This is a genomic window from Bacteroides acidifaciens (genome assembly GCF_903181435.1).
Classification (GTDB): domain Bacteria; phylum Bacteroidota; class Bacteroidia; order Bacteroidales; family Bacteroidaceae; genus Bacteroides.
The window spans coordinates 2561896-2576270 of record NZ_CAEUHO010000001.1 but is presented as its reverse complement, the minus strand read 5'-3'; the positions used below and the strand labels follow the sequence as shown (position 1 = coordinate 2576270).

The following is a 14375-nucleotide window of genomic DNA, read 5'->3' as shown; positions in this document are numbered from 1 at the left end:
TTAAATCTGATTTTCTTTTTATCGTTATGGCTGTTAACTATTATTCCCTCTTTATTTAGCTGACTGCATCACATATTCATAAACGATACGTGAAATATCAGCGATAATCTTACTGTTGTCCGCAAAACTCTCTTCAGAATCTTTTATGAAGACAGCTATGCTGTAAGCGCGTCCGTCAGGCAAAAGAACAAAACCGATATCGTTGCAACCAATCTGTTGCCCTTTGGCATTCAAATCTCCCGTCCCCGTTTTATGCCCCACTATCACTCCTTTATCCAATAAAGGGGCGACCAGACGGTCTTGTCCGGTCTGGCACTCTACCATTGTCTGCCAGATAAAATCCTTATATTCTTTGGCAAACAACGGCTCCCGCCGGAAAATCTCCAGTAATTCGGCAGCAGCCAACGGAGTACTCCAGTTTTGATAACACAAATCCAAATCTTCGTGCATGGCAGTCTCCGTACCGACGATGGCACAATCTTGAATACCTAACGAATGGATGTATTTATCTACTGCATCAGGTCCTCCCTGATAATCAAAAAGTATATCGCAGGCATTGTTGTCGCTCTGCTGAAGTGTGTATCTTAGCAGGTCGGCAATGCTCATTTCAATTCCCCCTTGCGGATACTTATCCCGTAGGGGACTATACGTATCCGGCTTTAAATCAGATTTCTCTATCGTCAACAGAGTATCCAATGACTGATTGTGTTTTCCCATATAATCAGCCAGTGCCAAGGCCTGATGAAACTTAAAGACACTCATCAAAGGATAATGAGTTTTATTATTAACAGTTACCGTATCTTTTCCATCTATGATGACGGCAATGCCAATTTCAGCTTTCTTATCTTTGATAGCCTCTTTCAATAGCGTCTCAAGAGGGACACTTTGGCAGGAGAACAACAGAACGGGGATTAAGCAAAGAAACACAATGAATGAGCGCATAATCAATCTTCTTTTTTTATAGGTTACTAATTCTCTATCGAAGTCACAAAGGTATGAATAGTAATTTGAAAAAGTGAGGATGATATCCTAAATTCTGTTATAACAAAATTGTAAACAAAGAAATTAGGTTTCATATGCTTTTTCCGTTATATTTGTGGAATCTTGTTACTTTACAATTTATAGTAACGGAAATCTATACAAGTAATCGTTATTAAAAGATAAAACTAATATGAGCACTTTTCGTTCCATAGAAGAACTGGTCAAGAGTCTCGACCGGGAGAAAGAACTTCTGAAAGAAATGTTTGCCAAACGGAAATCTCTTTCGTTCCGTTACGATTATGCGCTTGAAATGACGGAATACAAGGAAGAGCGTATCCGCTATCTGATAGACTATGGAGTCATCCGGGACACTGGTGATTTTCTAGAAATGGAGGATATTTATCTGAAATTCTTTGAAGATGTGCTCGAAGTGAATGAAGAAATCAATGTCTCTTTCGTACAGGATTACCTGACGCGACTGAATGAAAATATTGACTATTATCTGAAAGAGAATAACGAGCAACGTAAATACAACTACCAGCGTGAAGTGAAACGCTGTCTGAAAAACATCGCTCTGACTACAGTTCGCAATGTGATGGACTTGAAAAGGAACATGGATAATACTTATAAGAACGAACCGAATTATAAGATAAAGAAAACCAAACTCGTCCGGCTTGATGAGAAACGAAATAATATTGCCCTGCTGATCCGTAAAAGTGAGGAATTGATAGACTACGGACAGCCTGTTTTCTTCCGGGTGGCGATGGATGTACAGATGCGGAATGTAGTAAGTGACGTAAAACTTCAGTTAAATGACTCGTACCATAACCTGATTGAAATCCAGAAGCAAATCATCCATTATCTGAATCTGATAGATTATCAGAACCGTATCCTTGAGAAAGTAAAGAAACTGAAGTACCTGAAAGACCAGTTCTTGTTGGAAGAACATACAAGTATCCGTTCTGTTGCTGCACAAAAAAATCCCGTTTGGATGGAGCCGCAGGTCGGTTATCGCATCAAGCTTTCCATTGATAATCTACGGACTTCCGATGAGGCTTTTCAGATATTGAAGAAACTTGTCGCGCGGCAGAAAAATACTCCGAAAGGAATGAAACAATTGGCAGATGCCATTCCAGAAGGATACTTGGATGGGCAGTCGCAAATGATAGATACCGTAAACTTGCAGGAGGTGCATAATTCATTTATGGCGTCCAGCACCCATCTGTTCTCTTTTGTGATGAACTATCGCTACCGGAAAGAGGTGACACGTGGAGAGAAATTAATTTTTTTCTGCCAACTGGCATCACAGTATGCCGACGAACTTCGCTTTACGGATACTTATGAAATCTCCGATGAAGTGGAATACCCTTTAATATATGCCAAATGATGTATGCTGAATGCTAAAAACAGATGACCATGAAATACACTGAAGAAATATTTAATATACTTAGCAAAGGGGGATTCATTTCTTCCAATAGTGTCTCTACCCAAGTGAAACGCTTGTATGATGCCATTGAGGAGGATTTGCCCGATTATTATGATTACTATAAAGGTATCGGTTTTTATCTGGAAGGTGGTGACGGTTATTACTACTTTACTCGCAAGGAATCGAAAGTCGATTTGGAACGTAAACTGGAAGCAATTCAGAAGTGGATTGATTACCTGAGTTTCCTGAAAACCTATCATTCGGCATTCGGCCCGGGTTTTCTGTTTCGTGCTGCTGATATTGAGATTCAGATAGGATGCGATATCGAACTGAAAGAAAAGGCAACCAAACTGTTCTCGGATAAGAAGAAATATGATGAAGTTGTCGGCAAACTGCTGAAAGAACTGGAGAGTATAGGACTGATAGAGAAAGAAAACGAACTCGATGGGACGTATAAAGTATTGTCGGCTTTCCATTATATGGAGGACTTGGTTGATTGTATCACAATTTCAGAGGAGGTGCAAGATGAGATACCTGAATAAGATTATTTTTCTGAACAGTGCCCATATTCCGTATGCGGAAGTGAAGTTGGATGGGAACGTACATTTTATAGGTACGCAAGGTGTCGGTAAGAGTACGCTGCTCCGTGCCATCCTATTCTTTTATAATGCTGACAAACTAAGACTAGGCATTCCGAAGGAGAAGAAAAGCTTCGATGCTTTTTACTTTCCATACGCCAATTCTTACATTATCTATGAGGTGATGCGGGAGAATGGGGCGTATTGTGTGGTAGCTGCCAAATCCCAGGGACGGGTGTTTTTCCGTTTTATTGATGCGCCATTCCAACAGGACTGGTTTATTGACGAGCATAATGTGGTACATTCCGAATGGGGACGTATCCGCGAACACATCGGCGCGAAGATTCAGATTACTGCACAAGTGACTAGCTATGAGATGTATCGGGACATCATCTTCGGTAATAACCGCAAGCATGAAATGATACCCTACCGCAAGTTTGCCATTGTGGAAAGTGCAAAATATCAGAATATTCCCCGTACGATACAGAACGTCTTTTTAAATTCCAAACTGGATGCCGATTTTATAAAAGATACCATTATCCGTTCGATGAGTGATGAGGATATCTCTGTTGATTTGGATTTCTATCGTAGCCAGATAAAGGAATTCGAGCAGGAATACAGGGACGTGATGCTTTGGTTTACAAAGAACAAGAATGGAGAAGTGCCTGTCCGGAAGATGGCGGAGAAAGTAATGAACGCCTATCGTGACTTGATTTATACCCAAAAGCAGATTGGTGAAGGGCGTGCGGAGCTTAACTTTGCGGAGAAACAGGCTTTACATGAGATTCCGTTAGTGAAGGAAGAACAGACTAAAGCGGAGACGGAACGTGAACGGTTGCTGCGGCTTATGGGTGAACTGCAACAAAAGTACACCAATGAGCGTGATGGCTTGATTAGGGATATAGGTATAATAAACGATTTGCTCAAAAAGATACGTGAGAAACGTCTGCATTACGAGCAGATGCAGATTGAAGAAATCATCAAACGGGTATCTTGCGAAGAATTATTGGTTCAGGAACTAGAACAAGTCCGGAATATGAAATCGGAACTGACAAGGGCTTATGAGGATGTATTGAGTAAGTACCGGTTGCTGTTTGAGAAACTGGAAACAGATTTCCATACTTTTGAGAATAGCCAGCAAGCACGGATAAATGTTCGGAATGCGGAGATTGCCGGCAAGCAGGAGGAGTTGATGCAACAGCTCCGTGTGGAAGAAGAAAAAGTAAGAGCAACGCAAGAAGAGAAAGTGCAGACAGTGGATAATCGTATCCGGCAGTTGCGCGATGAACAGGCACAGTGTAACCTGAAACTTCAAAAGGTGAAATACGAGCATCCCCATCAAAAAGAAATGTCCGATTGTGAAGACGGTATCAACGAACTGCGCAAAAAGGATAAGGAACTGGAACTTGGCATCCGTCAGCAGCAAGGAGAAATAAAGCAGTTGAGACAGGAGTGTGAATGGAAAGTGAAAGAATTGAAATGGGAATTTCAGGCAAAGATGGAGACCGTTCGTAAAGAGCGGAGCGCGATTGAAGAACAGTTGCAAACATTGGATGCCTTGATTGAGAAACGAAAAGGTTCGTTGTGCGAATGGTTGGAGAAGAATAAACCGGATTGGCAGGAGACGATAGGCAAGGTGGCGGATGAGGAACTGGTGCTGTACAACAATGAACTGCAACCTCAATTAGTGAATAAGGAAGCTACTTTGTTCGGCGTTTCACTCAATCTGACAGCCATCGAGCGTTCTGTCCGCACTCCCGAGGAAATGAAGCAGGAGCGCGACAGGCAACAAGCAGCCCGGCAACTCTGTATCGACCGTCTCACCCGACTGACGGAAGAAGAGGCGGAAGCTGTTTCTTCTTTGGAGAAGAAGTATTCGAAACAAATACATAGTATTTTGGAAGAACAACATCTGATGGAAGCCGAGCGAATGCAGATTCCTGCAAAATTGAAGAATTTGCAGGCTGATTACGCCTCGTGGAAGACGAAAGAGGAGGAATGGAAAAGAGGTTGTGTCGAAGAATTACAGGCGCAACTGAATGATATCGGTCATCGTCTTTATGTGGCGGAAGGCGAGAAGGAGAAGCATTTGGCGGAACGGGAAAAACTGCTGAAAGCCTGCCGGAAAGTGTATAATGATAGTCGGACTGAGCTTCGAAAGGAACTGGAAGAATTCAGTGCCGGTGTTCGGCAAGAGATAGAGCGGATGAAACAGCAAACTGAGGAGCGGAAAAAGGAATTGAAGCAGGCGCAGGAGAATGAATTGAATGGAAAGGGTGCTGATACGGTCACTATCCGCAAGTATGATGACAGGCTTGCCGAAATAAATAAAGAATTGGATTATATTGGCAAATCCCGTTCGCAAGTTCTTTATTATGAAAAAGACAAAGAGGAACTGTTTGATAAAGAACCTGCTACGCGAAGCCGGAAGAAGGAATTGGATGCGAAGTTGGTTGCATTGAACGAACGTTTCGATCTGAAAAAGGAAAAGTTGCAAGTTCAGAAAAAAGGGGTGGACGAGCACCTCGACCGAATTAGCAAGGAATTGCATTTATTGGAGGACGGGTTGAATAAAGTGGATATGTTTCGGAAAGATGAAACTTTCTGTCCGCCTTCTGTGACGGAAATAGGAGAGAAGCCTACCCGGAAAAGTTGCGATGTTATTGTGGAAGAATTGAAGTCTCTCATCGTATCCACTATCAGAAAAACAGAAGAATTCAAGAAAGCGGTGACGCAGTTCAATGGAAACTTCTCGTCAAAAAACACGTTTCATTTCCGTACGGAACTGGTTGGAGAACAGGATTACTATGATTTCGCTTCCAATTTGTGCGAGTTTGTGGATAATGATAAGATTTCCGACTATCAGAAACATATCAGTGAACGGTATACGGATATAATCCGCCGGATTTCGCAGGAAGTGGGAGGACTGACCCGTAATGAAAGCGAGATACACAGAACAATAAAGGATATCAACGACGATTTTGTCAAACGGAATTTTGCCGGAGTAATAAAGGAAATAGCACTTCGCCCGCTTCAGAGCAGCGATAAACTGATGCAGTTATTGCTGGAGATTAAGCGGTTCTGTGATGAGAACCAATATAATATAGGAAAGGTTGACTTGTTCTCGCAGGATTCCCGTGAAGATGTCAATGCGACGGCTGTCCGGCATTTGCTGTCGTTTATGAAATTCCTGCTTGACGAGCCGGGACGCAGACGGTTGGCGCTTGCCGATACATTTAAACTGGAGTTCCGTGTGAAAGAGAATGATAACGATACGGGATGGGTGGAGAAGATAGCCAATGTAGGTTCCGACGGTACGGACATTCTGGTGAAAGCAATGGTCAATATCATGCTGATTAATGTATTCAAAGAAAAGGCGTCGCGTAAGTTCGGTGACTTTAAAATCCATTGCATGATGGATGAAATAGGCAAGCTACATCCCAACAATGTGAAAGGTATTCTGGATTTTGCCAATTGCCGGAATATCTTGTTGGTAAACAGTTCTCCCACTACTTACAATGTGGAAGATTATCGTTATACCTATTTGCTGAGTAAGGACGGGCGGGCAAACACACAGGTTGTCCCATTATTGACCTATAATAAGGTAGAAAAATGAGTGGTAGTTTATTTACATTAGCAATGGCGAGGCAGGTCCTGAAAATGCTGGGCGGCGAGCTCGTACCTTACACAAAGTTTGCTGGACTGATAGCGAATAGATTAATGGATGAGGGAATCATCACTATTGTTCCCCGAGGGAGTATGCGTAGTTTTCGTATGATTGACCCGGAAGGTTGTCGTATTTATCTTGCTCAGAATTATACTTCCGGCATGGAGCTGGAAGATTGGATTGAGATGAAGAACTGTCCGGATGAAGTTTCACGTTCGGAGCAAGTGGCGAAGGCGGGGGACTCTAAACTGAGATATACCCGTACGTTCAAAGGTTTTCTCCTCAATTGTTATACGCCTATAGAAGCTACTTTTCATGGCGAACCATGTGTGCTTTCTCCCTTGCAAGGCACTTCCATCTTCATGCAGGATTACGAAGATTTCCGTATTCCTGAAGATGTTGTAGTGGTGGGTATAGAGAATGGAGAGAATTTCCAGCATATCCGTGCCCAAAAGTATTTGTTTGAAGGAATGAAAGTCCTTTTCGTGTCCCGTTACCCGCAATCGAAGGATTTGTGTAACTGGCTAAAGATGATTCCCAATCGTTATATCCATTTCGGAGATATCGATTTGGCAGGAATCTTCATCTTTCTGAATGAATTTTATGCTAAATTGGGCAATCGTGCGGAGTTTTTCATTCCTGCGGATGTGAAGAAACGCCTCAAGGACGGAAACCGGCAGCTTTATGATAATCAGTATTTGCGCTATCGGGCCATGTTGGTTTCTGACGAACGTCTAAGCCCATTGGTGGCAATGATTCATAAATATGGGAAAGCGTATGAACAAGAAGGATATCTAAAGAATTAAATTAGTCATATGATTACACTGGATAATTTTGAGAACTTTGTTCCTCTGGCATGCAGGAAACGGAATTTAGCAACTATTTCTCTTTCGGTGGAAATGTGCAGGTTGATATTTATGTGAAAGAACAGGATAATGAGCGTTTGTTCACCTTGTTGTCATCCGCTGAATATGATAGGTTGGAAGCATTGATGCGGTACGCTCATTATTTGAAGGATACTCATTCGGAACAGTTGATTGCTATGTATGCTTCTTTGCTGAATGACTATGCCGAGCAGAATATGGGACGGAGGGGAATCTGGTAAGGTTATATAAATATTGTAAACTCTGTATCATTTCATCTGTATGTTTTCCCATTCTTCCGACATCAATCAAGTATTGGATATCCTATTAAAACAGAAAGGAGAAAATACCTTATTCTCTATTCTTTATAGATAAATGGAATATGCGGGTTTATTTATTAATACTTATCAGTGTTTTCCCAAAAAAAGAAGAAAGCGGAGAAATTTCTCCATGTTCATCAAGGCATAGGCTTGTGTGGAAACGATGCTCTCATGTCTCAATAGCTGACTCGCCGAATTAGTTTGAACCAGGAATTCACCTCTCTATAAAATAAAAAAATGAAAAATATCTGTCATCTGTCACAAATTGTGTTCTAATTTACAGATTATAAGCACTTAATGGTGTGACAGCACAAGGTGACAGCAGTGTGACGGCAATAATGCTGTCACATAAGAAACAAAGAATACCGGAAAGATAGAACGTTCAATCGGCTGTCTCTATATCTCTGAATGGTGTCCTGTCTTGAAATCAATAGTGAAAAGTGGCGAAACTGTAGTTTCTGTATTGTTTGAAACTTTAGTTTCGTATGCTTGAAACTGTAGTTTCGATTACTTGAAACTTTGGTTCCAATTTATAGAAACAATAGTTCCTATTCGTTGGAACTATTGTTTCTATAAATTGGAACTAAAATTTCATGCAGGAGAAAATTAGTTGACCTGTAATTAATAACTTGTCATCCTTGCCGGTCTCGGATATTATGACTAACTTAGCAATCTCAACGATCATAAAGACGCTGACAAACATACTTATTATCAAATTAATGAAAATCACTCAATTTCGTAAGAACGAAGATACGATAGCGCTCAGCGTAATGGATCTTGATATACTGGTGAATAAGATAAAGACGGAAATAAAATCCCGTCCTGTTTCTACCTTCAGAGAGCATCTGCGATATACCCTTTCCGATAAACGGTGTATGTTTGCCGATAAACTCCCCCAAATAGTTCCCGCCGCCGAATTCCGAAAAGTAAACGGTCAGAAGCAGATGAAAACCTACAATGGTATGGTGGAACTGACTGTCGGTCCTTTATCCAATAAGTCCGAAATCGCTTTAGTGAAACGAAAAGCCTGCGAGCAACCGCAAACTCGTTGTGTTTTCGTAGGTTCAAGTGGCAAAACGGTGAAAATATGGACTACCTTCACCCGACCGGACAACTCCCTTCCCAAAACACAGGAAGAGGCGGAACTGTTCCATGCCCACGCCTATCGGTTGGCTGTGAAGTGTTATCAGCCCCAAATCCCGTTCGATATCCTTCCAAAAGAACCGACTTTGGAACAATATTCACGCTTATCCTACGACCCGGACATTATCTATCGTCCGGATTCGGTTCAGTTTTATCTCTCCCAACCGTCATCCATGCCCGAAGAAACCACTTTCCGCGAAGCGGTTCAGTCGGAAAAATCTCCATTGATCCGTGCCATGCCGGGATATGATGCTGAAATGGCTTTCCTGATGCTTTTCGAGGCTGCCTTGCGCAAAGCATACATCGATCTTAGGGAAGCGGGACTCGAATTGCGCGAAGACACATGGCATCCTTTAGTCGTACAACTGGCTAAAAACTGTTTTGCTTCGGGACTTCCCCAGGAAGAAGTCGTGAAACGTACCGTTTTCCATTTCTATATGCACAAACAGGAAGCGCTTATCCGACAAATGATTGGCAATATATATACCGAATGCAAAGGTTTCGGCAAGCATATCAGTCTGACCAAAGAGCAGCAACTCGCCTTGCGGACCGAAGAATTCATGAAACGCCGCTATGAATTCCGCCATAACACCCAAATCGGCGAGGTGGAATATCGTGAAAGGCTTTCTTTCCGTTTCCGTTTCAATCCTCTTGACAAACGTGCGCTGAACAGCATTGCCTTGGATGCGCAAATGGAAGGCATTCCGTTGTGGGACAGGGATATCAGCCGTTATGTCTACTCCAATCGCGTGCCCGTATTCAATCCGTTGGAAGATTTTCTCTACCGGCTTCCCGGGTGGGACGGCAAAGACCGTATCCGCGCGTTGGCAGCCACCGTTCCCTGTAAGAATCCGTATTGGACGGATTTATTCCACCGTTGGTTCCTCAATATGGTTTCTCATTGGAAAGGAAGCGATAAAAAGTATGCCAACAGTGTATCGCCCTTATTGGTCGGTCCGCAAGGAACGCGCAAATCTACCTTTTGCCGGAGCATAATGCCCCCTTCCGAGCGTGCCTACTATACCGACAGCATTGATTTCTCCCGAAAGAAAGATGCCGAACTTTATCTTAATCGTTTTGCGCTCATCAACATAGATGAATTTGATCAGGTGAGTTCGACGCAACAAGGCTTCCTGAAACATATTTTGCAAAAGCCTGTACTGAATGTGAGGAAACCCCATGGGAGTGCCGTGCTCGAAATGCGTCGTTACGCCTCGTTTATAGCTACGAGTAACCAAAAAGACTTGTTGACCGACCCTTCCGGTAGCCGTCGTTTTATTTGCATCGAAGTGACCGGAGTGATTGACACCAACCGTCCGATAGACTATGAGCAGCTTTATGCGCAAGCCATGTATGAATTGGAACATGGCGAGCGTTACTGGTTCGACCGGGAGGAAGAGAAGATTATGGTGGAAAACAACCGTGAATTTGAACAAGTTCCGCCGGAAGAGCAACTTTTCTTCCGTTATTTCCGTGCCGCGCAGTCGGAAGAAGGGGAGTGGTTGTCTCCTGCCGAGATTATGGAAGAAATCCAAAAAGGCAGTTCCATCCCGATGTCTGTCAAAAGGGTTAATTCTTTCGGGAGAATACTGAAAAAGCAGGAAATCCCTTCCAAACATACGCGTAGCGGTACACTCTATCATGTGGTAAGACTCATGAGCCGGTGACGGCAAAAAATGCCGTCACCTTGCTGTCACCTCTTGCTGTCACAGCCTTATCGGTTCATTACGAATGTATTAACTCCTAATCTGTGACAGATGACAGCAATTTACCAAATATACTCTTCTGTGTAGCGTTGGTAAGTTGGTTCTTCTTTGATTCCTTTATTGCGGAACAATTGTTTGATGTAGGCTTGGTCTTTAGGCATAAGTCCCCGTTCTCCACGATAAAACCTGTAATATCCTGTTTTCCCATAGTGTCCTATCAATTGTATTCTGATACTGACCGCATCTTCATAAGGGATTCTGTCGAGCAACCGTTTTAGCCCCCATGCCACATGAACTTTGACGGCAGTCTTGAAACATTCGCATTGGTTTCCATCCGCAGGATAACGTGCCGGATTAACGATGGAGATATAAAGGTAATCGGTTGTTTCATTTTGTGCAGCTATGTAGCGCAAGCATTTTGCGGCTTGCGGGCATCGGTCGTTGTAACAACGGGCGAATTTGTAGGGGACAGACGGGCTGTCGGATTCTTCTTTCATTTTGTAGGGATTCTTTTATTTGTGAAATATTTGGTTAATACGTTTATATACGGGAAAATATTCTTCACAAAAGTAGGGCTTTATTTTGGGAATGAGAAGCGTTTGGACAAATATTATTTGTATGTAATAGGAGTTTTTGTTGAGCTATATTTATTTCTCTGTGTCAGTATAAGTTTTGAGAAAGTATCTCAATAATTTCCTATCAGTTTTCCAAGGTGGAGATGATTTGCTTTTATGTTATCTATTTCCTGTTTCTTTTATTTGTATCTAATCCTCTAAGTTTTGATAGCTCTCCAATTTTAATAATTGCCATAGTAATTTGTTTTAGGGTGAAATTTTTAATTTAAATAGCTTGAGTACAAATATATTGAAAGAAAAGATATAAAGGGAAAAAGTCGTTCTCTTTTTCCCTTATATGGATTATTTTAATCCTTTAAACATTCTATCTATACACTTTTTCTTTTGTTCCATATTAGGATGAACATAAAGGTCGAGAGTCGTACTAATGTTGGAATGTCCTAAAATAACACTTACAGTTTTATAATCACAATTGCTTTCTATACAGCGTGTAGCAAAGCTATGTCTGAGTCCATGAAATTTTAATTCAGGGATATTCAAATCTTTCATAAGCCTTTTGTAGTAATTGCGATACGTTCTTGGTTCTGTCGGCTTTTCTTCATTAGTTAGAATATAATAATTACCATTCACTATCTTTTTTAATGGTTTTAAAATTCTGATTAATTCTTTTGTAATTGGGATTTCACGAATGGAGTTTTTGGTTTTTGGAGTATTAATAATAAGTTCCGTATGTCTTTTTTCTCCATCAATGATATAGATGCGTTCAATGGTTCTTTTTATAGAAATAATACCTAATTCAATGTTTATGTCATCCCATTTTAAAGCGCATACTTCTCCAATGCGTAGTCCGGTACTTAGACAGATATAAATACCTAAATTTTTGAATGTGAAATGTTCTTGGATAAAACTCATGATTCGTTTTTGATGTGAGATACTGAGTACTTCTAAATGTTGCTTTTCTTCTTCTGTTGGGAACCTAATTTCCCATTCTTTATAATCTAGAAATCCATGTTTTACCCCAAATTTCAATATCATTTTCAGTACAATAAGAATATCTTTAATGGATTTTTTACTTAATCCATTATTGAGCTTTTGAAGAGTAAATTCTTGAACTTTTCTTTCTTCTAACTCATACATCTCTCCAAATGTCGGATTAATGTGGTTTTCAAGAATTAATACGTACGCAGCAAATGTTGATTGTTTCACATATTGCTTTTTGTCTTCTTTCCAAAGTACGGAAATTTCTTTGATAGTTTTCTTTTGAGTCATACTTTTTATATTTTAGTTAAACAAAACGGGGTAAAGCTACGGGAATTGAGGATATAATTATTATAATGTTCCAAATTTGAGATTTCCGGAGTTTAGCGGGGAGTGGGAGAAAAACAATTTATCAAAGTTCTCTTCTAAAATTACGAAGAAGAATAAAGGTAATTTTATCAAAAATGTATTATGTAATTCTGCAAACTTAGGAATTATCCCTCAAAATGATTATTTTGATAGAGATATTGCAAATGCTGATAATACAGATAGCTATTATATTATCGAGCAGGGTGATTTTGTCTATAATCCGAGAAAGTCAACGGCTGCACCTTATGGACCGGTCAATATTTACAATGGAGAGAAACCTGGCATTATTTCCCCATTGTATCTTTGTTTCTCTGTTTTCAACATTTCACCAAGTTTTTTGTTCTACCGATTCAAAAGTTCTGTATGGCATCCTTATGTTTACTCCCATGGTGACACAGGAGTAAGATATGACCGTGTAAGTATCAAAGATGATGTTTTCTTTGATATGCCAATTTATACACCAACACAGAATGAACAAGAAAAAATAGCGACATTATTATCTTTGATAGATGAGCGCATCGCCACCCAAAACAAAATTATTGAGGATTTGAAGAAGTCAAAGTCTGCGATTAGTTTAAAAATGCTCCACTCTGATTCTTGGGAACAATTTAGGATTAAAGATATAGCCATAATAGGACGTGGTAGGGTTATTAGCTCTGTTGAAATTAGTCAACAAAAGAATCCTACATATCCTGTATATTCTTCTCAAACATCAAACGAGGGTATTATGGGCTATCTTGATGATTATATGTTTGAGGGTGAATACATCAGTTGGACAACTGATGGTGCAAATGCAGGAACAGTATTTTATCGTAATGGAAAATTTAATTGCACAAATGTTTGTGGCTTATTAAAACTTAAAAAAGGCTTTGATACTCATTTTGTTTCTTTGGTTTTAGCTGAAGCAACAAAGAAATATGTTTCGGTAAGCTTAGCTAATCCCAAACTAATGAATAATACAATGGGAAATATCCAAATCCGTTTGCCTAAGTTAGAAGAACAAAAAAGAATATCCATTGTTTTCAGAAGATTACATGAACTATTAGCTACACATAATAGTTTACTCACAGAGTATTCAAAACAGAAGCAGTATTTGCTCTCACAGATGTTTATATAAACATTTGCGAGAGCAAGTATCGTTTTTTATCCTCATATCTTGCCTTTGCTTTTTCTTCAAGAGCCAATTTATTATCCAATGAAGTCATTAGATTGGCAATTCTGTTTTGCTTTTCTTTTGAGGGTAGTTCAATAACAAGTGATACTATTTCTGAAATATAATGTCTTTTGTGTTCTTCGGATTTAAGTCCTAAATGCGATAGATATTCAAACATAAACCGAAGATTTACATTCTGTTTTGCTGTAAGTATCTTTATTGCTGAAGATTTTACCTTGAAAGGGAATGACACATACTTTGCATCCATTGTAAAATCATCAAAGATTATACACTCACCCTTTTGATATATACCAGAGTCCTCGTCCGTATATCCCAAAACAAAGCCTTTATTAGCAGTTAAAACTGGAGTTAAAGTCGTATCTGCAGAGTATTCATTATTGGCAACGATATATGCAGTAGGCTGTTCATAAGCTAACAGTTGATTAATCTCGCAACTTTCCGTATGTTCATTTTTCAATGAAGTGAATACCCTTTTTCTAATCGCAGACATTGTAGATGCGCAATCCCTAATTTGATTTGGAAAATACAGATAAAAGTCAAGCTAATCAGACGTTTTTTCTGGAAAAATCATCGCATTTTTTGCAACATTATATAG

General features: G+C 40.2%; 10 protein-coding genes and 1 pseudogene. 7 read left to right on the top strand and 4 right to left on the bottom strand.

Translation table 11 applies throughout. The features are described from left to right. Window positions 1-51 precede the first annotated feature (51 nt). Window positions 52-942: a class A beta-lactamase, subclass A2 gene (gene bla, locus CLIN57ABFB40_RS10875; protein WP_175630064.1), complete on the bottom strand. Its 891-nt coding sequence runs from the start codon at window positions 940-942 to the stop codon at window positions 52-54. A gap of 229 nt (window positions 943-1171) precedes the next feature. Here bla and CLIN57ABFB40_RS10870 point away from each other — a divergent pair, with 229 nt between their 5' ends. The 6 genes and pseudogenes from CLIN57ABFB40_RS10870 to CLIN57ABFB40_RS10845 all read left to right on the top strand — a co-directional run bounded on the left by CLIN57ABFB40_RS10870 (window position 1172) and on the right by CLIN57ABFB40_RS10845 (window position 10645). Next, on the top strand, window positions 1172-2368 hold the full coding sequence (locus CLIN57ABFB40_RS10870) for a hypothetical protein (RefSeq protein ID WP_065538050.1): 1197 nt from the start codon (window positions 1172-1174) through the stop codon (window positions 2366-2368). Between the two features lie 29 nt (window positions 2369-2397). Continuing rightward, complete coding sequence (locus CLIN57ABFB40_RS10865; protein ID WP_004308256.1) at window positions 2398-2949, top strand: condensin complex protein MksE; 552 nt, start codon at window positions 2398-2400, stop codon at window positions 2947-2949. After that, window positions 2933-6601: an ATP-binding protein gene (locus CLIN57ABFB40_RS10860; RefSeq protein ID WP_175630063.1), complete on the top strand. Its 3669-nt coding sequence runs from the start codon at window positions 2933-2935 to the stop codon at window positions 6599-6601. Before CLIN57ABFB40_RS10865 ends, CLIN57ABFB40_RS10860 begins: the two co-directional genes overlap by 17 nt. Continuing rightward, window positions 6598-7458 (top strand): hypothetical protein, encoded by an 861-nt coding sequence (locus CLIN57ABFB40_RS10855; protein ID WP_175630062.1) that lies wholly within the window; start codon window positions 6598-6600, stop codon window positions 7456-7458. Before CLIN57ABFB40_RS10860 ends, CLIN57ABFB40_RS10855 begins: the two co-directional genes overlap by 4 nt. Window positions 7459-7508: 50 nt before the next feature. Beyond that, window positions 7509-7745 (top strand): annotated as a pseudogene (locus tag CLIN57ABFB40_RS10850) (hypothetical protein); the annotation flags it as partial. Window positions 7746-8554: 809 nt separating this feature from the next. Next, window positions 8555-10645: a BT4734/BF3469 family protein gene (locus CLIN57ABFB40_RS10845; RefSeq protein ID WP_175630061.1), complete on the top strand. Its 2091-nt coding sequence runs from the start codon at window positions 8555-8557 to the stop codon at window positions 10643-10645. 101 nt (window positions 10646-10746) lie between these two features. Here CLIN57ABFB40_RS10845 and CLIN57ABFB40_RS10840 read toward each other — a convergent pair whose 3' ends face one another. Together CLIN57ABFB40_RS10840 and CLIN57ABFB40_RS10835 are read right to left on the bottom strand one after the other, a co-directional pair. Continuing rightward, complete coding sequence (locus CLIN57ABFB40_RS10840; protein WP_175630060.1) at window positions 10747-11181, bottom strand: DUF6078 family protein; 435 nt, start codon at window positions 11179-11181, stop codon at window positions 10747-10749. Window positions 11182-11601: 420 nt separating this feature from the next. Further along, window positions 11602-12528 (bottom strand): tyrosine-type recombinase/integrase, encoded by a 927-nt coding sequence (locus tag CLIN57ABFB40_RS10835; protein ID WP_162222857.1) that lies wholly within the window; start codon window positions 12526-12528, stop codon window positions 11602-11604. Window positions 12529-12604: 76 nt separating this feature from the next. Between CLIN57ABFB40_RS10835 and CLIN57ABFB40_RS10830 the strand changes: the two genes are divergently transcribed. Further along, entirely contained in the window at window positions 12605-13723 is a 1119-nt protein-coding gene (locus tag CLIN57ABFB40_RS10830; protein WP_175630059.1) for a restriction endonuclease subunit S, read from the top strand. Here CLIN57ABFB40_RS10830 and CLIN57ABFB40_RS10825 read toward each other — a convergent pair. Next, window positions 13716-14237: a restriction endonuclease subunit S gene (locus CLIN57ABFB40_RS10825; protein WP_254871740.1), complete on the bottom strand. Its 522-nt coding sequence runs from the start codon at window positions 14235-14237 to the stop codon at window positions 13716-13718. The two genes, CLIN57ABFB40_RS10830 and CLIN57ABFB40_RS10825, sit on opposite strands and share 8 nt — an antisense overlap. Window positions 14238-14375: the final 138 nt, after the last annotated feature.